28 protein-coding genes are annotated in these 24225 nt (G+C 72.4%); 18 read left to right on the plus strand and 10 right to left on the minus strand.

Annotated elements, in window-relative coordinates; translation table 11 throughout:
• The first annotated feature begins 142 nt into the window (after positions 1 to 142).
• The 4 genes from NE235_RS21545 (at position 143) to NE235_RS21560 (ending at position 3401) form a co-directional block, all read left to right on the plus strand.
• Positions 143 to 1165, plus strand: coding sequence for a S8 family serine peptidase (locus tag NE235_RS21545; protein WP_252805776.1), 1023 nt, complete (start codon positions 143 to 145; stop codon positions 1163 to 1165).
• Positions 1166 to 1306: 141 nt separating this feature from the next.
• Positions 1307 to 1888 (plus strand): snapalysin family zinc-dependent metalloprotease, encoded by a 582-nt coding sequence (locus NE235_RS21550; RefSeq protein ID WP_252805778.1) that lies wholly within the window; start codon positions 1307 to 1309, stop codon positions 1886 to 1888.
• Between the two features lie 264 nt (positions 1889 to 2152).
• Entirely contained in the window at positions 2153 to 2677 is a 525-nt protein-coding gene (locus NE235_RS21555) for a response regulator (protein WP_252805780.1), read from the plus strand.
• 31 nt (positions 2678 to 2708) lie between these two features.
• Positions 2709 to 3401: a TetR/AcrR family transcriptional regulator gene (locus NE235_RS21560; protein ID WP_252805782.1), complete on the plus strand. Its 693-nt coding sequence runs from the start codon at positions 2709 to 2711 to the stop codon at positions 3399 to 3401.
• 45 nt (positions 3402 to 3446) lie between these two features.
• On the opposite strand, the gene NE235_RS21565 is transcribed toward NE235_RS21560, so the two are convergent.
• Complete coding sequence (locus NE235_RS21565) at positions 3447 to 4580, minus strand: FAD-dependent oxidoreductase (RefSeq protein WP_252805784.1); 1134 nt, start codon at positions 4578 to 4580, stop codon at positions 3447 to 3449.
• 242 nt (positions 4581 to 4822) lie between these two features.
• On the opposite strand from NE235_RS21565, the gene NE235_RS21570 reads away from it, so the two are divergent.
• Both NE235_RS21570 and NE235_RS21575 read left to right on the plus strand, forming a co-directional pair.
• On the plus strand, positions 4823 to 4996 hold the full coding sequence (locus tag NE235_RS21570) for a hypothetical protein (RefSeq protein WP_252805786.1): 174 nt from the start codon (positions 4823 to 4825) through the stop codon (positions 4994 to 4996).
• A 91-nt stretch (positions 4997 to 5087) separates the two neighbouring features.
• Entirely contained in the window at positions 5088 to 5444 is a 357-nt protein-coding gene (locus NE235_RS21575) for an arsenate reductase family protein (RefSeq protein ID WP_252805788.1), read from the plus strand.
• 48 nt (positions 5445 to 5492) lie between these two features.
• On the opposite strand, the gene NE235_RS21580 is transcribed toward NE235_RS21575, so the two are convergent.
• Both NE235_RS21580 and NE235_RS21585 read right to left on the minus strand, forming a co-directional pair.
• The gene (locus tag NE235_RS21580) at positions 5493 to 6215 is read right to left on the minus strand and encodes a CHAP domain-containing protein (protein ID WP_252805790.1); all 723 of its coding nucleotides are present in this window, start codon (positions 6213 to 6215) and stop codon (positions 5493 to 5495) included.
• Between the two features lie 158 nt (positions 6216 to 6373).
• The gene (locus NE235_RS21585; RefSeq protein ID WP_252805792.1) at positions 6374 to 7357 is read right to left on the minus strand and encodes an AraC family transcriptional regulator; all 984 of its coding nucleotides are present in this window, start codon (positions 7355 to 7357) and stop codon (positions 6374 to 6376) included.
• A gap of 80 nt (positions 7358 to 7437) precedes the next feature.
• Here NE235_RS21585 and NE235_RS21590 point away from each other — a divergent pair, with 80 nt between their 5' ends.
• From NE235_RS21590 to NE235_RS21600, 3 genes are all read left to right on the plus strand, one after another.
• Entirely contained in the window at positions 7438 to 8043 is a 606-nt protein-coding gene (locus tag NE235_RS21590) for an anthrone oxygenase family protein (protein ID WP_252805799.1), read from the plus strand.
• A gap of 77 nt (positions 8044 to 8120) precedes the next feature.
• On the plus strand, positions 8121 to 8759 hold the full coding sequence (locus tag NE235_RS21595) for a maleylpyruvate isomerase N-terminal domain-containing protein (RefSeq protein WP_252805802.1): 639 nt from the start codon (positions 8121 to 8123) through the stop codon (positions 8757 to 8759).
• 37 nt (positions 8760 to 8796) lie between these two features.
• Positions 8797 to 9504, plus strand: coding sequence for an RraA family protein (locus NE235_RS21600; protein ID WP_252805804.1), 708 nt, complete (start codon positions 8797 to 8799; stop codon positions 9502 to 9504).
• A 24-nt stretch (positions 9505 to 9528) separates the two neighbouring features.
• On the opposite strand, the gene NE235_RS21605 is transcribed toward NE235_RS21600, so the two are convergent.
• Together NE235_RS21605 and NE235_RS21610 are read right to left on the minus strand one after the other, a co-directional pair.
• The gene (locus NE235_RS21605; RefSeq protein ID WP_252805806.1) at positions 9529 to 11481 is read right to left on the minus strand and encodes a potassium transporter Kup; all 1953 of its coding nucleotides are present in this window, start codon (positions 11479 to 11481) and stop codon (positions 9529 to 9531) included.
• A gap of 76 nt (positions 11482 to 11557) precedes the next feature.
• Positions 11558 to 12631 carry an alkene reductase gene (locus tag NE235_RS21610; protein WP_252805808.1) on the minus strand — a complete coding sequence of 358 codons (1074 nt, stop codon included), beginning with the start codon at positions 12629 to 12631 and terminating at the stop codon, positions 11558 to 11560.
• 114 nt (positions 12632 to 12745) lie between these two features.
• Between NE235_RS21610 and NE235_RS21615 the strand changes: the two genes are divergently transcribed.
• Positions 12746 to 13123, plus strand: a complete 378-nt coding sequence (locus tag NE235_RS21615; RefSeq protein WP_252805810.1) for a MerR family transcriptional regulator — start codon at positions 12746 to 12748, stop codon at positions 13121 to 13123.
• Between the two features lie 55 nt (positions 13124 to 13178).
• Here NE235_RS21615 and NE235_RS21620 read toward each other — a convergent pair whose 3' ends face one another.
• Together NE235_RS21620 and NE235_RS21625 are read right to left on the minus strand one after the other, a co-directional pair.
• Complete coding sequence (locus tag NE235_RS21620) at positions 13179 to 13553, minus strand: Rossmann-fold NAD(P)-binding domain-containing protein (RefSeq protein ID WP_252805812.1); 375 nt, start codon at positions 13551 to 13553, stop codon at positions 13179 to 13181.
• 194 nt (positions 13554 to 13747) lie between these two features.
• Positions 13748 to 14398: a TetR/AcrR family transcriptional regulator gene (locus NE235_RS21625; protein WP_252805814.1), complete on the minus strand. Its 651-nt coding sequence runs from the start codon at positions 14396 to 14398 to the stop codon at positions 13748 to 13750.
• Positions 14399 to 14459: 61 nt separating this feature from the next.
• Between NE235_RS21625 and paaZ the strand changes: the two genes are divergently transcribed.
• The 8 genes from paaZ (at position 14460) to NE235_RS21660 (ending at position 21524) form a co-directional block, all read left to right on the plus strand.
• Positions 14460 to 16514: a phenylacetic acid degradation bifunctional protein PaaZ gene (paaZ, locus tag NE235_RS21630; RefSeq protein WP_252805816.1), complete on the plus strand. Its 2055-nt coding sequence runs from the start codon at positions 14460 to 14462 to the stop codon at positions 16512 to 16514.
• On the plus strand, positions 16511 to 17449 hold the full coding sequence (gene paaA, locus NE235_RS21635; RefSeq protein WP_252805818.1) for a 1,2-phenylacetyl-CoA epoxidase subunit PaaA: 939 nt from the start codon (positions 16511 to 16513) through the stop codon (positions 17447 to 17449). Before paaZ ends, paaA begins: the two co-directional genes overlap by 4 nt.
• A complete protein-coding gene (gene paaB / locus NE235_RS21640) occupies positions 17446 to 17727 on the plus strand; it encodes a 1,2-phenylacetyl-CoA epoxidase subunit PaaB (protein ID WP_252805821.1) in 282 nt (93 codons plus the stop codon). The genes paaA and paaB overlap by 4 nt, the downstream gene beginning before the upstream one ends.
• A 10-nt stretch (positions 17728 to 17737) precedes the next feature.
• Positions 17738 to 18604, plus strand: coding sequence for a 1,2-phenylacetyl-CoA epoxidase subunit PaaC (gene paaC / locus NE235_RS21645; protein ID WP_252805823.1), 867 nt, complete (start codon positions 17738 to 17740; stop codon positions 18602 to 18604).
• Positions 18598 to 19101: a 1,2-phenylacetyl-CoA epoxidase subunit PaaD gene (gene paaD / locus NE235_RS21650; RefSeq protein WP_252805825.1), complete on the plus strand. Its 504-nt coding sequence runs from the start codon at positions 18598 to 18600 to the stop codon at positions 19099 to 19101. Before paaC ends, paaD begins: the two co-directional genes overlap by 7 nt.
• Positions 19102 to 20190, plus strand: a complete 1089-nt coding sequence (paaE, locus tag NE235_RS21655) for a 1,2-phenylacetyl-CoA epoxidase subunit PaaE (RefSeq protein WP_252805828.1) — start codon at positions 19102 to 19104, stop codon at positions 20188 to 20190.
• 743 nt (positions 20191 to 20933) lie between these two features.
• Entirely contained in the window at positions 20934 to 21041 is a 108-nt protein-coding gene (locus NE235_RS38740; protein ID WP_406567615.1) for a DUF397 domain-containing protein, read from the plus strand.
• 27 nt (positions 21042 to 21068) lie between these two features.
• Complete coding sequence (locus NE235_RS21660; RefSeq protein WP_252805830.1) at positions 21069 to 21524, plus strand: maleylpyruvate isomerase N-terminal domain-containing protein; 456 nt, start codon at positions 21069 to 21071, stop codon at positions 21522 to 21524.
• A 63-nt stretch (positions 21525 to 21587) separates the two neighbouring features.
• Here NE235_RS21660 and NE235_RS21665 read toward each other — a convergent pair whose 3' ends face one another.
• From NE235_RS21665 to NE235_RS21675, 3 genes are read right to left on the minus strand one after another with little or no spacing between them, the layout of a single operon-like run.
• Complete coding sequence (locus NE235_RS21665) at positions 21588 to 22613, minus strand: cation diffusion facilitator family transporter (RefSeq protein ID WP_252805833.1); 1026 nt, start codon at positions 22611 to 22613, stop codon at positions 21588 to 21590.
• On the minus strand, positions 22610 to 23041 hold the full coding sequence (locus tag NE235_RS21670; protein WP_252805834.1) for an ArsR/SmtB family transcription factor: 432 nt from the start codon (positions 23039 to 23041) through the stop codon (positions 22610 to 22612). Before NE235_RS21670 ends, NE235_RS21665 begins: the two co-directional genes overlap by 4 nt.
• 11 nt (positions 23042 to 23052) lie before the next feature.
• Positions 23053 to 24195 carry a PP2C family protein-serine/threonine phosphatase gene (locus NE235_RS21675; protein ID WP_252805836.1) on the minus strand — a complete coding sequence of 381 codons (1143 nt, stop codon included), beginning with the start codon at positions 24193 to 24195 and terminating at the stop codon, positions 23053 to 23055.
• Positions 24196 to 24225 lie beyond the last annotated feature (30 nt).

The following is a 24225-nucleotide window of genomic DNA, read 5'->3' on the forward strand; positions in this document are numbered from 1 at the left end:
GCTCACGGCACTCGCGCTGGCGGGACTCGTGTTCGCGGCCGCCGCCGGTACGCCGCGGCCGGCGCACGCGGCATCGGATGACCCGCAGGTGCGTCTTCGGGCCGAGATATCGCTGGCCCACGACGTCGCCAGGGGTGATGGCGTGACCGTCGCCGTGCTCGCCTCCGGCGTCGATCCCCGCGTACGCCCGAGGTCCGGCGTCCTCCGGCAGGGGACCGATCTCGTTCACCTGCCCCATCCCCAGCGAATCGAGGGGACGCTGCTCGCCACCCTGATCGGCGGCGACCGCTCGGTCCCCGGTCTGCCCGCCCTCGCCCCTGGGGTCGGCATCCTGCCTGTCCGGATCTTTCCGGAGAAAGGCGACCACGGGGAGGATGACTGGCGGGAGAACACCAACTCCTGCGAAGTGATCACGCGGGGGATCCGGTACGCCGTCGACCATGGCGCGGGCGTGGTGCTGGTGGGTGATGCCTGCTCGGACGGCACCAGCAGAGACATGGAAGCGGCACTGGAGCGCGCCCGGAGAAGGAACGTCGTGGTGGTGGCGCCGAACGAGCCGATCGGCTATGGAGATCCGCCGCCGATGCCGGCCTCCCTCCCCGGTGTCATCGGCGTCGGGACGCTCGCCAAGGACGGCACCCGATGGCCGAAGTACTCCCTCAAGAGCAGCGTCACGATGGTCTCCGCGCCCGGCACCGCGACCACCGCGGTCGGGCCGGACGGGCGGAGCGGATGGACGTTCTGGGGATCTCAACCCGCCACGGCCTGGGTGGCGGCCACCGCCGCGCTGGTCAGGTCGAAGTTTCCGCGGCTGACGCCGTCGCAGGTGGCCCAGGCGATCGCGGTCTCCGCCCACCACCCCGAGGGTGGCTACAACGCCGATGTCGGGTTCGGAGTGGTGAACCCCGTGCAGGCCCTGAGCGCGGCGAAGGACTTCGAGCGGCGGCCGGTCGCCCCGACCGCCACCGGCGTCGGCGACGACGCCCACTTCGGTGGCCGCCAGGGCACGATCGATGCCGCCCGGCACGATCCCGCGTTGCTGGCGGGCCTCGGCGGCCTCGTCCTCGTGAGCGCCGGCGCGCTCGCCGCCGCGGCGCTCCGGCTGCGTGCCGCCCGCCGCGACGCCGAAGCCGTGCAGGCTTACCCGTGGATCTCGGCGACCTGACCACGCGAGATCATCCACTTATGGACGGACGACGATGCGGTTTTCCGGTCCTGACAGACCTTGTTGAGTCGGAGGCCCGGACTTAAGATCAGGCCGACCTGACCCGGGACAGAGCCGTCCCGCCAGAGGAAGGCCCCGCCAATGCCGTTCCGTACCCCCGCCCTCGCCCTCGTCGGCGCCCTCGCCCTCTCCATCGCCGCCGCTCCCGCCGCCGGCGCTTCGGCGGCGACCGCTCCCCAGCACGCCGCCGCGCTCGCCACGACCACCCTCTACTACGACGACAGCCAGGCCGCGGAGTTCAAGAGCGCCGTGGTCGCCGGTGCTCAGGTGTGGAACGCCAACGTCCGCAACGTCCGGCTGGTCGAGGCCCCCGCCGGCACGACCGCCCAGATCCGGATCATCGCCTTCGACGGCTGGCCGCAGTCGACGCTCGGCCCGGTGCGCCCCGGCGGACGCGGCACGGTGTACTTCGGCCGGGAGGCGGTCGACGAGGGGTACAACACCACGCGCATCGCCGCCCACGAGCTCGGCCACATTCTCGGACTGCCGGACGCCAAGCCCGGCCCGTGCTCGTCCCTCATGTCCGGCTCGACCGGTGGCGTCTCATGCACCAACGCCACGCCGAACGCCTCCGAGCGCGCCGCCGTCGAGCGGAACTACGGTGGCGCGGTGGCCGCCGCGGCACAGCCCGTCGCGGGCGGAACCGTGACGGACGCGCCGTGACCCCCTGACCGTCCGCTCGGCGACCGCGTCACCCCACGTCATCCCACGGTCGAGGATGGGTGCCCGGGGAGCCCCGGGCACCCGTCGCCGCCTGTTAGGGTCATCGCGCTTCATGAAATAGGATTCCGTAAAACGACGTCAGAGGTCGTCGGACGGCCGGCACTCGCCCTCAAGGGCAGGCGGCCCATGCCCACCACAGCACCGACCCGAGCCGCCCGTTCCGCCATCCCGCACCCCGACCGTCGAATCGAGGAACTCCGCACCGTGTTGATCCGACAGGACGACGAGCAGGCCCCGGCCGCTCCCGGCCCCGCAGAGCCCGCGGCCGGGAGCGGGACGCGCCGCCGGTCCGTGCACATCCTCGTCGTCGAGGACGACCCGGGCGATCAGATGCTGATCGAGGAGGCGTTCTCCGAGTCCGAAGGCGGCCCGCCGCCCCGGCTGGCCATCGTTGAGGACGGCGAGGAGGCGCTCGACTTCCTCCACCGGCGGGGAACGCACACCGGCGCGTCCCGGCCGGACCTCGTGCTGCTCGACCTGAACCTCCCGAAGTACAGCGGGCGCGCGGTGCTGGAGCAGATCAAGACCGACACGGATCTGCGGTCCATCCCGGTGGTCATCTTCACCACCTCCGCCAGCGCCGACGACGTCGCCGCGACCTACCTCCTGCACGCCAACGCGTACGTCACCAAGCCCGTCGACCTCGACGGCTTCACCACGACCGTCCAGCGGATCAACAGCTTCTTCACCCGGACCGCGCGCCTGCCGGAGCCGCCGGTGGCCGCCTGAGCGGACCGAACGTGTTCGCTACCGTGGGCGCATGACAGGTCATTCCACGGCACCGCGCAGCCGCCGGGAACGGCCGGCCAAGCCGGCCCTGACGCGGGACGGCATCGTCGCCACCGCGGTGGAGATCCTCCAGGCCGAGGGCCTGAAGCGCGTCACGATGCGGCGCCTGGCGCAGGAGCTGGACACCGGGCCGGCGTCACTGTACGTCTACGTCCGCGACACCGCGGAGCTGCACGCCGCGGTCCTCGACCGGCTCCTGGGAGCCGTGGACCTCGGTCCGGTACGGGCCGCGGGCGACTGGCGTGAGCGTCTGGAGACGGTGCTCACCTCCTACCTGACCGTGCTGTTCGCGTATCCCGGTCTGGCCCAGGCCGCGCTGGTGGCCCGGCCCGACGGAGAGCACTACCTGGACCTGATCGAGGCGCTGCTCGCGCTGCTCGACGAGGGCGGCGTCCCGCCCGGCCAGGCGGCGTGGGGCGTGGACCTCCTCCTGCAGTACGCCACGGCGACCGCGGCCGAGCACGCGCCGCGCGCCGGGGGCGACGCCGCCCGGTCCGAGGGGGACTGGAGCGCCCTGCTCGACGCCGTGCTCGCCACTTCGCCCGCCACCCGCCCCCATATCGCCGCCGTCGCCGGCGACCTGCTCTCCGGGGCGCCCGGGTCCCGCGTCTCCTGGGGATTCCGCACGTTGATCAACGGAATCGCGCAGACTCCTCGCCCCTGATCGCCGCCCGCCCGGCCGGACCGGCGGACCGCAGCCGGCGGCCGGTCAGCGCGCGCCGGCGAACAGGGCGAGCACGCCGTGCGGGGCGTCCGCGCGGAAGGACAGGTCGAGACCCGCCAGCGATTCGGCGGCGGCGCTCTCGCCGCGCGGGAACATCGCCCGCTCGTAGGCGGCCAGCGCGGCCTCGGTGTCGCCGGGGTGCGCGGCCAGGGCCTGGCCGAGTTCGGCGCCGTCGAGCAGGGCCAGGTTCGCGCCCTCGCCGGCGAACGGCGGCATCAGGTGGGCGGCGTCGCCGAGCAGGGTGACGCCTGGGACGCGCTCCCAGCGATGGCCGGCGGGCAGGGTGTACAGCGACCGCGGGACCAGTGGCCCGTCGGCGTCGGCGATCAGGGCCCGCAGGCTCTCGTCCCAGTCGGCGAAGTGGCCCAGCAGTGCCGCCTTGGCGGCGTCGGTGTCGGAGAAGTCGATCGCCGCGAGCGTCTCGGGCGGGGTCCGCAGCGCGATGTAGACGTGCAGGCTCCCATCGGGCTCGCCGTGGGACAGGAAGCCCTTGCCGGGGCCGAGCGCCTGGGTGAAACCGCCACCGAGGAGGGCGGCGTGCCGGGGGTGGCGCACGCCGGCGTCCCGCAGATCGGCCTCGACCAGGGACACGCCCGCGTACGCCGGGGCGGCGCCGGAGACGAGGGGGCGGATGCGGGACCAGGCACCGTCCGCGCCGACCAGCAGGTCGGTGGTGAAGGCGGAGCCGTCGACGAGGGTCACCTCGTGCCGCCCGCCGCCGAGCGGGCGGGCCCCGGTGACCCTGGCGTTCCAGCGGACCGCGTCCCGCGGCAGCGCGTTCAGCAGGAGGTCGCGCAGGCGTCCGCGGTCGACCTCGGGGCGGCCGCCGTCGCCGTTGTCGTCCTCGTCGAGGTGGACGACGGCGTCCTTGTCGAGGACGCGCATGGCCTGACCACCGTGGTGGACGATCGCCCGGAAGCCGTCGTAGAGACCGGCGGCCCGCAGGGCGGCCTGTCCGGAATCCTCGTGGATGTCGAGCATGCCGCCCTGCGTCCGGACGGCCGGTGACGCCTCTCCTTCGTAGACCGCCGCGGAGATGCCGTGGACGTGGAGCACGCGGGCGAGGGCGAGGCCGCCGAGGCCGGCGCCGACGATCGCGATGGGGTGATGCGTGGTCATGGGGGACTCCTCAGAAGGGCGATTTCTGTCCCCATCAACGTAACGAACATGTTCGTTACGAACAAGTTCGTCGAACCCGAGAACGGGTCCTATCCGGCGGGCGGCGTCCGGGGCGGCGGCTCATGGGGCCGCAAGCTTTGCGCATCTGACCAGATATCTACGCAGGTCAGACGAAGCTCTCCTTCTCGGCTGGGCACGGCAAATGGTGCAGAGATGGCGCGGCACGGAGGAGGGTGTGCCGGATGCTGATCACGGCACTGGTGGCACCTGTGATCATCCCTATCGCGGCGCTGCTCCTGGTCCTGGGCCTGGCCCGGCTGGAGCGGATGCTCGTCGACGAGGGCGACCGGCCGGTACCGGCGGCCGACGACCGGCCGGAGAGCCGGACCGAGAGCGCCGGTGCGACCCCGGCCTGAACACCCGGCGAGCGGCGGAGGCGTCGGTTAGGGTCGCTGTGGCCGTCGAGCCGTCAGGACGAACCGATGCCGCAGGAGGCCCGCCCCCGCCATGGAGATCTGGATCAACCCACGCTGTTCGAAGTGCCGGTCGGCGATCTCGCTCCTGGACGCCGAAGGGGCGGACTACACGGTGCGGCGCTACCTGGAGGACCCTCCCACGCGCGAGGAGCTCGAGAAGGTATTGAACCGTCTCGGCCTCGAACCGTGGGACATCGCCCGTACCGGTGAGGCCGTCGCCCGCGAGCTGGGCCTGGCGTCCTGGGAGCGGGAGCCCGCCGCCCGCGGCCGATGGCTCGACGCCCTGGCCGCGCACCCGATCCTGATCCAGCGGCCGATCATCACCGCCGACGACGGCACGGCCGTGATCGGCCGTACTCCCGAGTCGGTCAGGTCGGTCCTGGAGTGACCCGGGCGGGGCCCGGAATCACCGGAACGGGCCCCGCAGGTTCCGGGCTCAGAAGTGGAGGTAGTTCCCGACGCTGCTCGCGCTGATCGTCCGGGTGTCGTAGTTGTGCGCGCTGAGGTAGTTGTACTCCTCGACCAGGATCGTTCCGTCGCTGTTGACCCGGGCCACGTAGGCGACGTGGCCGTACGTTCCGGTGTTCCACTGCGCGACGGCCCCGACCTTGGCGGTGTGGTCGACCTTGACGCCCGCGGACAGCGCGGCGTTGTCCCAGTTGATCGCGTTGCCCCAGTGGACGCCCCGGTAGGAGTTGGTGAAGTCGACACCGAGCCGCTGCCGGACCCGCCACGCGGCGAACGAGACGCACTCCCGCTTGTAGAAGAGCCAGGGGTCCGCCTCGCTCGACGAATCGGACTTGTACGGATAGTCGTTGGTCACCGTCTGGACGCAGGGCGGCGCGACGGTGCCGTCCGAACCGGTGTAGACGTAGGCGTCCGCGACGTAGCCGGCCGGACTGGTGATCTTGTCCCAGACGCTGCTGGTGCCGTACGTGCCGGTGACCGTCGTTCCCCGCGTCTGGCAGCTGATGGTGACGCTCGCCCCGTCCGCCACGCTCCCGGTCGCCGTGTAGCCGGTGCCCGCGCCGGAGCGCACGGTGAGGGCGACGCCGCTGGTGTTCACGGTGCCGGTCGCCGCGCTCGCGGCCGGCACGCCCAGCATGACCCCGGCGGCGGCCGCCAGGACCGTCAGCCCGCTTCGCCTGATCCACGCCATGTCGGACCCCTTTCTGACGGGGAAGATCCGATCAGACGGTAAGTGATCAACTAACGCACTGGAATTAGCGAATGTGACAAATTAACGGCCCTCTGCTGGCAACCCGTACCACCGCCGGAGGTCCGGGCGGGCCGCGCCTCAGCCGAGCTGAGCTCCGGTCAGGCGGGACGACGCCAGGGGCCGGTCGGCGCCACCGGCCGCTGGTCGCGGGCCGCGGCGGCGCGGTGCTCGCGCGGGCTGACCCCGCGGACGCGCTTGAACGCGGCGCTCAGCGCGAAGGAGGTGCCGTATCCGACCCGCTCGGCGACCTGGCCCACGGTCAGCGCGGGGTCGCGCAGCAGGTCGGCGGCGAGCGCGAGACGCCAGGCGGTGAGGTAGGCCATCGGCGGCTGCCCGACCAGGGCGGTGAAGCGGCGGGCCAGGGCCGCCCGCGAGACGTTGACGGCGGCGGCCAGGCTCGCCACCGTCCACGGGCGCTCCGGGGCGTCGTGCAGGAGCCGCAGGACCGTGCCGACGACCGGGTCGCTCTGCGCGCGGTACCACGGAGGCGGGTCCGCCTCCGGCCGGGAGAACCACGTACGCAGGGCGGCGACCAGCAGGAGGTCGAGGAGCCGGTCGAGGACGGCGTCCTGGCCGGGCTCCTCCTTGACGACCTCCGCCGCGAGCAGGGGGACGAGCGGGCCCTCCCACGCGTCGTTCCGCAGGACGACCAGCGGGGGCAGCGCGTCCAGCAGCGGACGGCAGATCTCGCTGAGCACCTGGTAGGTGCCGGTCACCAGCACCGTGACACCCTCGGCGGCGTTCCCCCACGTGCGGACACCGAGCTCCCCCAGGTCCGCCAGGTCGCCACCGTCCGGGGTGGTGCAGCGCTGGCCGGGGTGGATGACCGCCCGCGGGGCCGTGCCGGGGTCGTCGGCGAAGGTGTACGGGTCGGGGCCGCGCAGGATCGCGACGTCGCCGGGGCCCAGCTCGGTCGCGCCGCCGCTCTCGGGGATCACCCAGGCCGTGCCGCGGACCGTCGCGACGAGCGTGAGCGGCGCCTCGTCCCGCACGCGCAGCGACCAGGGAGGTGTCAGGGAGGACCGGAGCAGGAAGGCTCCCTGCGCCCGGGGCCCGTTCAGAAGGCCGGCCACGATGTCCATGCCGCGACTGTAGACGAACGCGCATGTTTCCGAGAGCTTCGGCCATGGGCCGTCTCGCTCGCGCGTCGTTCAATCGAGCCATGACCCAGAAGAGCTTTCAAACCGTCCTCCTGGTGCTCGGGACCGTCACGACCGGGCTCATGGCCGGGCTGTTCGCCGCCTTCGCGTACTCGGTGATGCCCGGGCTGCGCCGCAGCTCCGACCGCGCCTTCGTCGAGGTGATGCAGAACATCAACAAGGCGATCCTCAACGGCTGGTTCATGTCCTGCTTCGTCGGATCGCTGTTCCTTCTCATCGGCGCGGCCCTCCTGGCCTGGCGCGGGCACGGCCGGCCGGCCCTCCCCTGGATCGTCGCCGCCCTGGTCCTGTATCTCGTGATGTTCTTGGTCACGAGCGGGGTGAACGTCCCGCTCAACGACCGGCTCGCCAGGGCCGGCGACCCCCGGCACATCGCCGACCTGGCCGCCGTACGGCAGCGGTTCGAGGCCCGGTGGGTCGCCTGGAACGTCGTCCGCGCCGTCGCGAACCTCGCCGCCTTCGCCTGCCTCGTCTGGGCCCTGGTCGTGTACGGCGCGCACCGCGACGACCGGGCCTCCGCCGGCCGGTCCTCGGCGGCGACGCCGGACGTGGCGCGAACGGCGGGGTACGCGGCGCCGCACGTACCCCACGGGGACCGCGGGCTGTGAGAGGCTGTGTCGCGGCGCGCGGACGGCCGGTCGGCGGGCGTCTCGCCGCCTCCTGCGACGATGCGAGGAGGTGGGAGTTGACGCGTACGGCGGACGACTTCCTCACCGTGGCCCGCTCGGCGGCGGCCCTGCTGCGCGACCCGGCGGTGGCCGAGCGGTGGAGCGGGCCGAGCGCGCTTCCCGGCTTCCGGGTCAGCGGCCTCGCCGGCCACCTCGCCTACCAGGTCCTCGCCGTCCCGCGAATCCTGGCGCAGCCGGTCCCGGCCGAGCCGACGATTCCCCTGCTGGAGCACTACGCCCGCGTCGACTGGGTCGACGCGGGCCCCGACGCCGAGATCAACGTCCGCATCCGGCAGGGCGGCGAGGAGGCCGCCGCCGGCGGGCCGGAGGCGCTGGCGGCGGAGGTCGACGCCGTCATCGAACGGTCAGCGGCCGGCCTCGCGTCCGCGCCGGACCGGCCGGTGCGCATCCCCTTCTGGGGGCCGTGGTCGCTGACGCTGGACGACCTGCTGATCACCCGGACGATGGAGCTGGCGGTCCACTCGGACGACCTCGCGGTCAGCGTCGGGATCCCGGCCCCCGAACTCCCCGAAAGCGCCGCCGAAACGGTGATCGGCCTGCTGACCCGCCTGGCCGTACGCCGGCACGGCCCGACCGGCGTGCTGCGCGCGCTGAGCCGCGCCGAGCGGGCCCCGGCCACGATCGCGGCGTTCTGACGGCCGGATGCCGAGCGAGAGCAGAAAGGATCGACGGATGGACGACAAGGAACTCCGGCGGCGCTTCGAGACGCTGACCACCGCGCATGCGGCGGACGCGTGCATCCGCGCCGGCCTGCCCGTGCGGTGCGCCCCCGCCGCGATGAGCGCCGTCGAGCCCGGAACCCGCCTGCTGGGCCGCGCGCGTCCCGCCCGGCACCTCGGCAGCGTCGACATCTTCCTGGAGGCGTTCGAGGAGGCCGCGCCCGGCGAGGTGCTGGTGGTCGACAACGGCGGGCGTCTCGACGAGGCGTGCGTCGGCGACCTGGTCGTCCTGGAGGCGGCGGCCGCCGGCCTCACGGGCATCGTGATCTGGGGTCTGCACCGCGACACCGCCGACATCCGCGCGATCGGGCTGCCGCTCTTCAGCCTGGGGGCGATCTCGACCGGCCCGCTCAGCCTCCGTGACCGGCCCGCCGGCGCGCTCAGGTCGGCCACCGTCGGCGACCAGGTCGTGAGCGCGGACGACCTCGTGCTCGGCGACGACGACGGCGTGCTGTTCGTCCCGGCCGCCGACGCCGAGCGCCTCCTGACGATCGCCGAGCGCATCCGCGACACCGAACGCGCGCAGGCGGAGCGGATCCGCGCGGGCGTCACCCTGCGCGAGCAGGTCGGCTTCGCCGCCTACCTCGCCGCGCGCCGCGAGACGCCGTCGCTGACGTTCCGCGAGCACCTGCGCTCCGTGGGCGGCGCCATCGAGGAGTGAACACGCACCCCGGGAGGGGAACGCTCAGAGCTCCACCTGGGTCCCCATGACGACGGTGCGCCCCTCCGGCAGGCGGAAGTACTCGGCGGGGCTCGCGGCGTTGTTCGCCAGGGTGAGGAACAACCGCTTGCGCCACCGGCTCATGCCCGGTTCCCGGGTGAGGCGCAGCGTGCCGCGCGACAGGAAGTACGAGGCGTGGTCGGGGTCGATGTCGAGCAGTTCGGCGTCCCGGGCCTCCGCCTGGGAGGCGGCGAGCCGCAGGGCCCCGGGGATGTCCTGGTCGTCCTGGAACCCGTACTTGATCGTGAGGTGCACGATCCCGTCGTCCCGGTAGCCCAGGTCGTCGACGACGATCCGCTGCTCTCGCGGAACGTGCGGGATGTTCTCGTACGTCACCGAGACGATCACGACGTGCTCGTGGACGACGTGGTTGTGGTCCAGGTTCGCCCGCAGCGCCAGGGGCGTGGTCTCCTTCCCCGGGTGCGGGAAGACCGCGGTGCCGGGCACGCGCGGCACCTTCGCCGTGCGCAGCTTCCGCACGAGCTCGGGCAGCGCGCCCTCCTTCTCGGCCCGGCGGGCCGTGACGATCTCCCGGCCCCGTTCCCACGTCTTCATGACGGTGAACACGGACACCGCGATCAGCAGGGGCAGCCAGCCGCCGTGCGTGACCTTCGTCAGGTTGGCCGCGAAGTAGGTGATCTCGGCGCCGCCGATGACCACGCCGATCAGCACGAGCCGCCACGCCGGCCACCGCCACTGGGCCCGGGCGATGACCAGGAAGAGGATCGTCGTGATGATGAGGGTCCCGGTGACCGCCACGCCGTACGCCGTCGCCAGGTGCTCCGACGACTTGAACCCGAACATCAGCGCGAGCACGCCGATGAACAGGATCCAGTTGACCGCCGGGACGTACACCTGCCCGATCTCGCGCGGCGAGGTGTGCCGGATCCGCAGGTACGGCAGGAAGCCGAGCCGTACGGCCTGCCGGGAGACCGAGAACGCCCCGGTGATCACGGCCTGGGAGGCGATCACCGTCGCCACGGTCGCGAGGATCACCATCGGCAGCCGTGCCCAGCCCGGCAGCAGCAGGAAGAACGGATTCGCGACGCTCTTGGGGTCGCGCAGGATCAGCGCGCCCTGGCCCAGGTAGTTCAGCGTCAGGGCCGGGAAGACCACGCCGAACCAGGCGCGCCGGATCGGACCGCGGCCGAAGTGCCCCATGTCGGCGTACAGCGCCTCGGCGCCGGTGATCGCCAGGACGACCGCGCCCATCGCGATGAAGGCGATGTAGGGGTGGTCGAGTATGAAGGCGCCGGCGTACGTCGGCGACAGCCCGAGCAGGATGCGCGGTCTCCGGACCACCTCGCCGAGCCCCGCGAGGGCGATCGCCGCGAACCAGAGCACCATGACCGGCCCGAACAGGTTGCCGACGCGGTGCGTGCCCCAGCGCTGCGCGAGGAACAGCAGGGTGAGGATCGCCGCCGCGATCGGCAGGACCAGGTGGGAGACGGCGGGGCTGGAGACCTTGAGGCCCTCCACCGCCGACAGCACCGAGATCGCCGGCGTGATCACGCTGTCGCCGTAGAAGAGCGAGGCGCCGAACACGCCGAGCGCCATCGCCACCACGGCCCTGCCGCGCACGCCGCCGAGCACCCGCCGCACCAGTGCGGCCAGCGCCATCACGCCGCCCTCGCCCTCGTTGTCGGCGCGCAGGATGAAGATGACGTACTTCACGGAAACGATCAGCGTGACGGACCAGAACACCAGGGAGATCACGCCGTAGACGTCGCCGCTCGTCGGGCGGACGGCCCCGTTGTCGATGCGGAACACGGTCTGGAGGGAGTAGAGCGGGCTGGTGCCGATGTCGCCGTAGACGACACCGAGGGCACCCAGCATCAACGCCAGGAGTCCGGACCGGTGCTCGGAGGCGCCCGGCCCGGACTTCGACGCGGTGTCCCGCACCGCAGAATCGGCCATGAGCCCATACCTACCTGACCGCGGGAAGGACCGCACACTCGGGTGGCGGATGGCCGGGCGGCCACTGCCGGCCGGGTCAGGCCGCGTGCTGGTAGGTGGAGTAGGTCAGGTATCCCTTGTCGCCGCCCTGGTAGTACGTGGCCTCGTCGACGGGGGCGATCGGGAGCCCGATGCGCAGCCGCTCGACCAGGTCGGGGTTGGCGAGGAACGCGCGCCCGAAGCTGATGAGCTCGGCCCCGAGCCCGAGCCAGTGGTCGGCGTCCTCCCGGCCGGTCTGCTTCGGCCCCATCGGAAGGACCGGGTTCATGATCAGGGTGCCCGGCCACGCACGGCGCAGGCCGACCAGCACGTCCTCGTCGGCGGTGGCCTCGACGTGGACGTACGCGATCTCCAGCCGGGCCAGTTCGGTCAGCAGCGCGGCGTAGAGCTCGGGAACGTCGGTCTCCTCGACCCCCCAGAACGTGCCGCCCGGGGAGAGACGGATGCCGGTCCTGGCGGCGCCGACGGCCTCGACGGTCGCGGTCACCGCCTCGACCGCGAACCGGATCCGGTTGGCGACCGGGCCTCCGTAGCGGTCCGTGCGCAGGTTGGCGTTGGACGAGAGGAACTGCGAGATCAGGTAGCCGTTGGCGCCGTGCAGCTCCACACCGTCGAACCCGGCGTCGACGGCCCGGCGCGCGGCCTCGGCGTACGACCGTGCGTGCTCGGGCACCTCGGCGGTCTCCAGGGCGCGTGGTACGGGCGCGGGTTGCGGCCCGGCCGGGGTGAACACGTCACCGACGGCGGGGACGGCCGAGGGCCCGACCGGCTGGAAGCCGGTGGTGTCGGGGTGTGAGACCCGCCCGCCGTGCATGATCTGGGCGAAGATCCGCCCGCCGTTGACGTGCACGGCGTCCGTCACGGGCCGCCAGGAGGCGACCTGCTCGTCGGTGTGCAGTCCCGGCGTGCCGGGGTTGGACTGCCCGATCAGGCTCGGCTGCACGCCCTCGCTGATGATCAGGCCGGCCGTCGCCCGCTGGGCGTAGTACGTGGCCATGGACGGCGTCGCCAGGCCCCCGGCGGCGGCCCGGACCCGCGTCATCGGCGCCATCACCAGCCGGTTCGGCAGCGTCAGGTCACCGAGCCGGTAGCTGCTGAAGAGGGACGTCATCTCAGGACTCCTTCGCTCCGCCGTGCCCGGATCTCGGGCACGGCGATACGCTAAAACCTGACATTGACGTCAGAGGCAAGCGTTGTGGCGCGAGTCACAGCCGGAGGAGACGACATGCGCATCGGAGAACTCGCCGCACGGGCCGGCGTCAGCGTCCGGTCTCTGCGCTACTACGAGGAGCAGGGCCTGCTCAGGAGCACCCGCAGCACCAGCGGGCAGCGGCACTACACGGAGGAGGAGGTCGAGCGGGTCACGTTCATCCAGCGGATGTACGCCGCGGGCCTGTCCAGCCGCACCATCGCCGAAGTGCTGCCCTGCGTCGAGACGCCCAGCGAGGAGCACTCCGACGCCGCGCTGGAGCGGATGGCGCAGGAACGCGACCGGCTCTCCGAGCACATCGCCGAGCTCACCCGCACCCGGGACAAGCTCGACGAGCTGGTGGCCGTCGCCCGAGCGTACCGCGAGAGCCTCCGCCTGCCGGCCGCCGGCTGATCGCCTCGGCGCGGCGCACCGAAACGATCGAGCCGGCGGCCCGCGCACACCCCGCTCAGCCGCGCCGGAAGTAGTGCCCCTGCTCCAGGTCATCGAGGAGGCCCGGATGCGCCGGCTCCCACCCGAGCGTCTTGCGCGTCACCTCGCTGGAGGCCGGGTTGTCCACGCCCACGGCGGGACCGAGGAAGGCGAGGCGCTCGGTGGCGTCCGCCGCGGAGATGCTCGCCGTGGAAACGCCGAGGCCGCGTCCGATGGCCGCCGCGATGTCACGGAAGGGGATGCCCCCGTCCCCCACGTACGCCGACACGCCTGCCTGACGGGCGATGCCGATCAGGATGTTCACGAAGCCGTGGTGGTCGAGCGGGCTGTGCACGATCGGGGGCAGCCGGACGACGGAGGACCGCACGCCGTGCTCGGCGAGCCCGGTCACGCCGTCGCGGTCCGCGACCGGACATCGCGAGCAGCGATTACGACAACTCCGCCGCACGTGGGGGCGTCGACCGTATGGGCAGGTCGAGATCGACACCTCCGACCGCCTCGAAAAGCTCGAGAAGCGCCGTGATGAGGCCCTCGGACTCGCCCACCTCCATATTGTCCGACACTAGCGTCCAACGAAGGCGGGCGCTAAGCCGCCGGGCGGGGGCGGAGGCCGTCGAAGGCGACCTTCGTGACGGCGTCCGCGAGGTCGGGGCCGCCGATGTCGCCGCCGTGCGGGCGGTACCACTCGATCAGTGAGTTGACCATGCCGAACAGCAGGCGGGCGGTGGTGGCCGGGTCGACGTCGCTCCGCAGGTCGCCGTCGGCGACGGCGTCGGCGACGAGGCCGGCCACGATGCGGTCGAACTCCCGCCGCCGTTCGAGGGCGTCCCGCTCGACCTGGGTGTTGCCGCGCACCCGCAGCAGCAGCGTGACGAACGGCAGCCGGTCGACCAGGACGGTCACACTGCCCCGTACGAGGTGCTCCAGGCGGTCGACCGCACGCCCGGGGACGGAGTCCAGCTCGCCGACCAGCGCGAACAGCCCGTCGAGGGCGCGGTCGACGGCCAGCCGCAGCAGCTCCTGTTTGCCCGGGACGTGGTGGTAGATCGCGGCCTTGGTGACGCCGAGCTCACGGGCGAGGTCGTCCATGCTCGTGCCGTCGAAGCCGCGCTCGTTGAACAGGCCGACCGCGACCCGCAGCAGGGACTCCCGGTCGTAGCCGGGCCGGCCCCGCCGGGTCCTCCGCCCCGCCGTCCCGGCCGTACGGTCCCCCGGTCGCCCTCTTCCCTCCACCATGGTCGCACGGTAGCATTAATTACCTACCATTCGGTCAGTTATTCCTCTGGAGGCCGGCTCGATGACCGCACTGCACAGCTACGTCGGCGGCCGGTGGCAGGCGCCGACGGGCGAGGGGATTCCGCTGCACGACGCGGTGACCGGCGAGGAGATCGCCCGCGTCTCCACCGCGGGGATCGACCTGGCCGCCGCCCTGGAGTACGGCCGCCGCGTCGGCGGGCCGGCGCTGCGCGAGCTCACCTTCCACCAGCGCGCCGCCCTGCTGAAGGCCCTGGCCTCGCACCTGCGTGAGCACCGCGAGGAGCTGTACGCGCTGTCGGCCCGGACCGGCGCGACGCTGAACGACTCGCGCTTCGACGTGGACGGCGGCATCGGCGTGCTGTTCGCGTACGCGAGCCGGGGCCGCCGCGAGCTGCCGAACGACACGGTCTACGTCGAGGGGGCCGTCGAGCCGCTGGGCAAGGGCGGCACGTTCGCCGGGCAGCACGTCTGCACGCCGCTGCGCGGCGTCGCCGTCCAGATCAACGCGTTCAACTTCCCGGTGTGGGGGCCGCTGGAGAAGCTCGCCCCCGCGTTCCTCGCCGGGATGCCCTGCCTGATCAAGCCGGCGGAGCAGACCGCGTACCTCACCGAGCGGCTGGTCCGGCTGATCGTCGACTCCGGCCTGCTGCCGGAGGGCACCGTACAGCTCGTCTGCGGCCCGCCCGGCGACCTGCTCGACCACGTGACCGACCAGGACCTGGTCGCGTTCACCGGCTCGGCCGCCACCGCGCGCAAGCTCCGGGCGCACCCGGCGATCGTCCGCGACGCGGTGCGGTTCACCGCCGAGGCCGACTCGCTGAACTGCTCGATCCTCGGGCCGGACGCCCGGCCCGGCACGCCCGAGTTCGACCTGTACGTCAAGCAGCTCGTCACCGAGATGACGGTGAAGGCCGGGCAGAAGTGCACCGCGATCCGGCGGGCCCTGGTCCCCGCCGAGCTGATGGACGACGTCGCGGCGGCGGTGCGGGAGCGGCTGGCCAAGGTCACCGTCGGCGACCCGTCGCGTGAGGACGTCCGGATGGGGGCCCTGGCGAGCCTCGACCAGCGGGAAGAGGTCCGCCGGTCCGTCAAGGCCCTGCGCGGCGCCGCTCACCTGATCTTCGGCGACCCCGACCGCGTCGAGGTGCTGGGCGCCGACGCCGACCGGGGCGCGTTCATCTCCCCCCTGCTGCTGCGCTGCGACGACCCCGACCGCGCAGAGCCGCACGAGGTGGAGGCGTTCGGGCCGGTGTCCACGCTCCTGCCGTACGCCTCGGCCGAGCAGGCGATCGAGCTGGCCGCGCGCGGCCGGGGCAGCCTCGCCGGCTCCGTGGTCACGGCCGACACCGACTTCGCCCGGGAGATCGTGCTCGGCCTCGCGCCGTGGCACGGCCGGCTGCTCGTCCTCGACCGCGACGACGCGAAGGAGTCGACCGGGCACGGCTCGCCGCTCCCGGGCCTGGTGCACGGCGGGCCGGGCCGCGCGGGCGGCGGCGAGGAGATGGGCGGCCTGCGCGGCGTGCTGCACCACATGCAGCGCACCGCCGTCCAGGCCGACCCGAGGACGCTGAGCGCGATCACCGGCCGCTGGGTCGCGGGCGCCCCGCGGCGTACGCACGTCTCCGGCAGCGGCGAGGGCGTTCACCCGTTCCGCAAGTCCCTGGCCGAGCTGCGGGTCGGCGACGCGGTCACCGCCGGGCCCCGCACGGTGACCCTGGAGGACATCGACCACTTCGCGGAGTTCACCGGCGACACGTTCTACGCCCACACCGACGAGGAGGCGGCGCGGGCGAACCCGCTGTTCGGCGGGATCGTCGCGCACGGCTACCTGGTCGTGTCGCTGGCCGCCGGGCTGTTCGTCTCCCCCGAGCCGGGCCCCGTCCTCGCCAACTACGGCCTGGAGAATCTCCGGTTCCTCACACCGGTCAAGCCGGGCGACGAGCTGACCGTGACGCTGACCGCCAAGCAGATCACCCCGCGCGCGAACGCCGACTACGGCGAGGTGCGCTGGGACGCCGACGTGACCAACCAGACCGGGGAGTCGGTCGCCAAGTACGACGTGCTCACCCTGGTCGCGAAGGAGAAGACGTCATGACCGTCGTGGCCGAGGAGGGCCTGGAGCGGCACTTCGAGCACACGATCGAGCGGGACCAGCGGATCGAGCCCCGGGACTGGATGCCGGACGCGTACCGCGCCACGATGATCCGGCAGATCGCGCAGCACGCGCACTCCGAGATCATCGGGATGCAGCCGGAGGGCGACTGGATCACCCGGGCGCCGTCGCTGCGGCGCAAGGCGATCCTGCTCGCCAAGGTGCAGGACGAGGCGGGTCACGGCCTGTACCTCTACTCCGCCACCGAGACCCTCGGCGTCGACCGGGCCGACCTGACGACCCGGCTGATCGAGCGGCGGCAGAAGTACTCCTCGATCTTCAACTACCCGACGCTGACGTACGCCGACGTCGGGGTGATCGGCTGGCTCGTCGACGGCGCCGCGATCTGCAACCAGGTGCCGCTGTGCCGCAGCTCGTACGGCCCGTACGCCCGCGCGATGATCCGCATCTGCAAGGAGGAGTCGTTCCACCAGCGGCAGGGTTACGAGCTGCTGATGACGATGATGCGCGGCACCGGCGCCCAGAAGGAGATGGTGCAGGACGCCGTGAACCGCTGGTGGTGGCCGAGCCTGATGATGTTCGGCCCGCCCGACGCGGACTCGCCGAACACCGCCCGGTCGATGGCCTGGAAGATCAAGCGGCACACCAACGACGAACTGCGCCAGCGGTTCGTCGACATGACGGTCCCGCAGGCCGAGGCGCTGGGCGTCACGCTCCCCGACCCCGACCTGAGGTGGAACCCCGAGCGCGGCCACCACGACTTCGGCCCGATCGACTGGGACGAGTTCAAACGGGTGCTGAGCGGCGATGGACCGTGCAACGCCGAGCGCGTCGCCCGGCGCCGCCGCGCCCACGAGGAGGGCGCGTGGGTCCGCGAGGCCGCAGCCGCCCACGCCGCGAAGCGGAGGACGCGATGAGCGAGACGTTCCTGTACGAGGTGTTCGTGCGGGGGAAGCGCGGGCTGAACCACGTCCACGTCGGCTCGCTGCACGCACCGGACGACGAGATGGCCCTGCGCAACGCGCGGGACCTGTACACCCGCCGCAACGAGGGCGTGAGCATCTGGGTCGTGAAGGCGTCGCACATCGCGGCGTCCAGCCCCGACGAGAAGGATCCGTTCTTCGCGCCGTCGGCGGACAAGGTCTACCGGCACCCGACCTTCTACGACATCCCCGACGACGTGCCGCACATGTGATCGGAGCGTCATGTCCTTCGACAACGTCTACGAGGCCCTGAGCGAGGACGGCGACGCCCGGTGGGCGTTCGGCACCGGGTTCGCCGATCCGCTGGCCGGGGTCGACACCACCGTCCCGCCGGACGTCGCCGGCGCCGATCTGGCCGCCTACTGCCTCATGCTCGGCGACGACGCCCTGGTCATGTCGCACCGGCTCCAGGAATGGTGCACGAACGCGCCGGACCTGGAGGAGGAGGTCGCGCTCGCCAACATCGGGCTCGACCTGCTCGGCCAGACCCGCATGCTGTACGCCCGCGCGGGCCACGCCGACGGCACCGGCCGCGGCGAGGACGCCTACGCCTACTTCCGCGAGCCTGAGGACTTCGCCAACGTCCGGCTCACCGAGACGCCTCGCGGCGACTTCGGCGACCTGATCGCAAAGCTGCTCGTGTTCGCCACCTGGCGGCTCGCGCTGCTGCAGCGCCTGATCACGTCCCGCGACCCGGTCCTGGCCGCGATCGCCGCCAAGGGCGTCAAGGAGGTCGCCTACCATCGCGACCACGCCGCCCAGTGGGCCGTGCGCCTCGGCGACGGCACCGAGGAGTCGCACCGCCGGATGCAGGCCGGGCTCGACCGGCTGTGGCCGCTGGTCGGCGAGCTGTTCGCGCCGCACGAGGTGGAGGAGCGCCTGGCCCGCGCGGGCGTCGCGGCCGACCCGGCCGGTCTGCGCGCGGAGTTCGACGCCGTACTCGACCAGGTCCTCACGGCGGCGACGCTGCGCCGTCCCGACGTGCCGCCGGAGCCGGGCGGGGGCCGTGGCGCGCACACCGACGCCCTCGCGCCGCTGCTGGCCGAGCTGCAGAGCGTGGCCCGCGCGCATCCGGAGGCGACATGGTGACCGCGACGACGGACGCGCGGTCGGTGGCCGAGACGGTCACCGACCCGGAGCTGCCCATGCTCACCCTCGCCGACCTCGGCGTGCTGCGCGACGTGACCGAGGAGGACGGCCGGGTCGTCGTGACCATCACCCCGACCTACTCCGGCTGCCCCGCGATGGACGCCATGCGCGCCGACCTCATCCGCGCGCTGCGGGCGGCGGGCCACGAGCGGGTCGAGGTGCGCACCGTCCTGCACCCGCCGTGGAGCACCGACTGGATCAGCGCGGCGGGCCGCCGCCGGCTCGCCGAGGCCGGCATCGCGCCGCCCGGCGCCGCCCCGCGCCGCGCGGACGGGCCGATCCCCCTCACCCTCGGCCCCACCGTCCGTACGGTCCGGTGCCCCCGCTGTGGGTCCGCGGACACCGAGGAGACCTCGGCGTTCGGCGCGACCGCCTGCAAGGCGCTGCGCCGGTGCCGTGCCTGTCTCGAACCGTTCGAGCACGTCAAGGAGATCTAGGTGACCGTCAGCACACCGGCGCCCGCGCGGGCGCGCGGAGGATTCCACCGCCTGCGGGTCGCGTCGGTGGAGCGGCTGTGCGCCGACGCGGTCGCGGTGACGTTCGACGTCCCGCCGGAGCTCGGCGACGCGTACGCCTTCCGCGCCGGCCAGTCGCTGACGCTGCGCCGCGAGATCGGCGGGCGGGAGGAGCGGCGGTCGTACTCCATCTGCGCGGCCGAGGGCGCCGCACCGCGCATCGGCGTCCGCGAGGTCCCGGACGGCCTGTTCTCCTCCTGGCTCGTACGGGAGGTCCGCCCCGGCGACGAGATCGAGGTGGGACCGCCGACCGGCGGGTTCACACCCGGCGACGAGACGGCCGGCCACCACGTGTTCGTCGCCGCCGGGTCCGGCATCACGCCGGTCCTGTCGATCGCCGCCACGGTCCTGCGCGATCCCACCGCCACCGCGACCCTGCTGTACGCGAACCGGCGCACGGACACCGTGATGTTCGCCGACGAGCTGGCCGACCTGAAGGACCGCCACCTCGACCGCCTGGAACTCGTCCACGTCCTGTCCCGCGAACCGCTGGAGACCGAGCTGTTCACCGGGCGGCTGGACGCGGCCAAGTTCACCGCCCTGCGCGCGCTGCTGCCCCCGCTCGCGGACGTGGCGCACTGGTGGCTGTGCGGGCCGTACGCCATGGTCGAGGACCTGCGGGCCGTACTGGACCGGGCGGGCGTCCCGGCGGGCCGGATCCACCGGGAGCTGTTCTTCGTCGACGACGTGCCGCCCGTGCCGGTCCGCCACGAGGACGCCGCGCCCGACGGCGCCACGAGCGAGGTGACGATCCTCCTCGACGGCCGCTCGACGACGGCCGCCGTGCCGCGCGACACCCCGCTGCTGGACGCGATGCAGCGAGTCCGGCCCGACCTGCCGTTCGCCTGCAAGGGCGGCGTCTGCAGCACCTGCCGCGCCCGGGTCACCGACGGCAAGGTCCACATGCGGCGCAACTTCGCCCTGGAGGAGTCCGAGGTCGACGCCGGCTTCGTGCTGACCTGCCAGTCGACGCCCCTGTCCGACCGCGTCGGCCTCGACTACGACGCCTAGTCCCGCGTCGAACAGGTCTGAGGTTCTGGCTCACTTTCCGTGATGCCTGCGGCTCGCCGTTGGCTGGGTGTGTTCCATCTGTACAGTGCGGGCTGGTTCTGGCCGGCGCCGGAGTGCCGGCTTGTTTCCCAGGGGTGTCTGCCCAGGCGAGAGAATTCGGTTCTGGCTCGAATCGCGTGATGAGTCGTCGTGACCGTCGCGGCGTCCTCGTCCGTGCCGGCGTGCCCTGTCGCGTTGGGCGTTGTCTCCTTTGGGCCTACGGTTTCCCGTGAGCCCGTTCGCGCACAAAGCGCCTGAACGATCTCCGCTTCGCTGGGAGAACTCGCAGCGGGGAAGCGGTTCGTGTGAGAACGACTCATGATCAGATCGCACCCCCATTTCGGGCTCTGGCTCAGATCTCGTGATGGGGGCTCATCGTCGCCGCACACTCAGGGACACAACGCACCACCTCGGGCAAAGCGGGCACCACCGAGAGGCACCTTGTTCCCGTCAGCGTCTACCGAGGGAAGAATCCTCTCTCTTGAGTAGACGCCCCTGGAAAACAAGCCGGCACCCCCGGCGCCTGCCAGGACCACCCCGCACCAACCCCGCACTGGCAGGCGGAACACACCCGGCCAACGGCGAGCCGCAGGCATCACGGGAACTGAGCCGGAACCGAGAATTCTTCTTTCAGTAGACGCCTATGAAAACAAGGTGCGCCAGTTTCGATCGCGCGACAAAGAGACGATCAAGGAGATGACCGCGTGAAGACGGACGCAGCGTCGGCAGAATGGCGAAAAAGCAGCAGGTCAGACAGCGTCGGTAACCAATGTGTCGAAGTCACCCTCCTGGACTTCGCCGACGACTTCTGATCTCGCATTCAGGTCGTTCTGCCGACGATGCTGGACGGGGACGCCCCGCCGCAGGCGACGGTCTCGGCCGTCGACTACTACCGGGGCGATGCTCGTTTCTCGCCTGAGACCAACAGTCGGCGTATCGAGCTGGCCCGCGAACGCGCGGCGCAGGCACCCAGCGGAAACGACCTCGTCCAAGAGTTCGACGACGTATGGAGAACGGCGGCCCGCCTGTGCGAGAAGGAGCCCGGCGATCGCGTGGTCCGCACGCGTCACGGTGATCCGATGCTGCTGACCGACTTCCTGGTCACCCGCGTGGTCGAGGTGGCCGTGCACGGCCTGGACCTCGCCGCCGCCATCGGGCGCCGACCCTGGCTGACCGCGTCCGCCGGCCGTCTGCTCACCCAGTTGCTCCTCGGCCCTCGTGGACTTGAAGAAGTGCGCCGCCTGGGCTGGGACCGAGTGACATTCCTGCGCAAGGCCACCGGCCGGAGCCGATGACCGACGAGGATACCGCCGAGGTCGAGCGCGCGGGCATCCGCTGGCTGTCCCTCGGCTGAGGACTTACGAGGCGTGGTCGGGGCCGGGGCGGTGGGCGGGGCCGTGGGAGTCGCCGCAGTGCTCCTCCGGCCGGGGGCCGATCGACAGCAGCGGGCCGGAGTTGTGGTCGACCTGGAGCGTCGTGTGGGTGATCCCGTACGACTCGGCGAGCACCGCCTCCAGGTCGGCGCGTACCGAGTGGCAGTCCTCGCCCGGGGCGACGAGAACGTGCGCGGAGGCCGCGGTCTTCCCCGCCGTGATCTGCCAGATGTGCAGGTCGTGCACCTCGGTGACGTACGGGCGGGCGGCCAGGGCCTTGCCGACCTCATCCGGGGAGACTCCCGCGGGCGCGGCCTCGAGGAAGATCCGCCCCGACTCGCGCACCAGTCCGAGCCCCGCCCGCACCATCAGGACGACCACGACCAGGGAGGCGATGGCGTCCGCGCGGGCGAAGCCGGTCACGATCATGACGAGGCCGGCGACGGCCGTGGCGATGAAGGCGTACGCGTCGGTGAGGATGTGCCGGAAGGCGCCCTCGATGTTGAGGCTGGTGCGGTCGGCGCGGGAGATCATCCAGGTGGCTCCGGCATTGACGACGATGCCGACCAGCGCGGTGCCGAGCACGAGGCCGCCGGTGACCTCGGGCGGGCTGATCAGCCGCCGGATCGCCTCGTAGGTGAGCCAGGCCGACAGCAGCAGCAGGGACAGCCCGTTGGCCTGGGCGGAGAGGATCTCGGCGCGCTGCAGACCGTACGTGTAACCGCCCTTCGGCGGCTTGGCGGCCAGTCGCATGGCCACCAGCGCCAGGGCGATGGAGGCGGCGTCGGTCAGCATGTGCGCCGCGTCGGAGATCAGCGCCAGGGAGCCCGCCAGCAGGCCGACGGCGACCTCTCCGGCCATGAACGCGAGGATCAGGCCGAGTGCCCCGCTCAGCAGGCGCGCGTCGGCGTTCTCGCCGATGCCGTGGGCGTGGCCCGCGTGGCCGCCGGCGGACGGGGAGTGGTCGTGGCCGCCGGCGGACGGGGAGTGGTCGTGGCCGTCGGCGCTCATGTCGCGTCTCCCTCGGTCTCCTGGCGTTCGGGGTGGGCCGCGGCCGGTGCGTGGCCGATGTGGGTGAGCGCGACGTCCAGCAGCATGCGCACGTGCGCGTCGGCGAGCCGGTAGTAGGCCATCCGCCCGGACCGGCGCGCCTGGACGACCCGGTGGGCGCGGAGCAACCGCAGGTGGTGGGAGACCGCCGACTCGCTGGCGCCGGCGACCGCCGCCAGGTCGCAGACGCACATCTCGCCCTCCAGCAGGGCGACCAGGACCTTCAACCGGCCGGGGTCGGCGAGCAGCCCGAAGACGTCCGCGACCTCGGCGACGTCGTCCGCGGGCGGCATCGACGCGCACACGGTCGCGACGCGGTCGGCGTCGACGACCCGGACGGTGCAGGATTCGAGACCGACGACCACCTGATCATCTGAACGATTGCTCATACGTCGTCACCCTATGATGGGCTCCGGAGGCCGCCAAGCCCCTGCCCCGGCATCCGCTTGACGGCGATCACGGCGACGTCGTCGTCCAGCCGGTCCGCCGCGTAGGCGCACAGGTCCTCGTGCAGGCGCTCGACGAGCCGGCCCGGATCGTCCTCCTCCCACGCGAGCAGCCGTTCCCGGAGGGGATAGAACCTGCGGTCGGCGTCGCGGGTCTCGATCACTCCATCGGTGTACAGGAGCAGCAGGTCACCGGGCCGGAACGGGAACGAGTCGGCGTGGGCGTCCGGCGCGGCCAGGTTCCCCAGGCCGAGCGGCGGCGCGGGCCGCGTCGCCCGGAGTTCCCTGACCCGGCCGCCGGTCAGCAGCAGAGGTGAGGGATGCCCGCGGTTCACGATGTGCACGCGCGGCTCTTCGTCGGGGATGTCCACGACGGCGGCGGTGACGAAGTTCTCTCCCGCCCCCGCCTCCCCCTCCTCGCTGGTGGCGAGCTCGACGGTGGCGGCGCCGTCGAGGAAGGCGAGCAGATCGCGGAGCGCCGCCCGCTGGTGGGCCGCCGCGCAGAACGCCCCGATGACCAGGGCGGCGGTGTCGACGGCGGCCAGGCCCTTGCCGCGGACGTCTCCGATGATCAATCGCGTGCCCCGCGCGATGCGCGCCGCACCGTACAGATCACCACCGATCCTGGCCTCCTCCTGGGCGGTCAGGTACAGCGAGGCGATCCGCAACGGACCGACCCGCTCCGGCAGAGGACGCATCAGCACCTGCTGCGCCGTCTCGGCCACCGAGCGCACGAGCGCGAGCTGGCGCTGATGCCGCCGGCGTACGGCGGAGAAGAACACGATCACGACCGACATGAGGACCAGCGAGGACAGGTGCGACTCGTACTCCACAAGCCCTCGCCAGCGGTCGGCCGCGGCGATGACCACCTCGGCGCCGATCGCCGCCACTCCGATCAGCGCGACCTCCACCGGCCCGGCGAAGGAGGCGGTGAGCGCCGGCGCCGCGATCAGCAGCGGCCCCAGGTGGACCCGGGGCCCGGTGGCGAAGTCGGCCACCATGATCACCGCGATCAGCGCCAGCGGCAGCAGCACCAGCGCCCGGCCCCGCCACCATGCCCACGGCCGGGCCGCACGGACGTCCTGGAACCGTCGCACGATCCCTGCGTACCCGCTGGTGGACGCCGA

Origin of the sequence: Actinoallomurus spadix (genome assembly GCF_024055725.1) — a bacterium.
Lineage (GTDB): Bacteria > Actinomycetota > Actinomycetes > Streptosporangiales > Streptosporangiaceae > Actinoallomurus > Actinoallomurus spadix.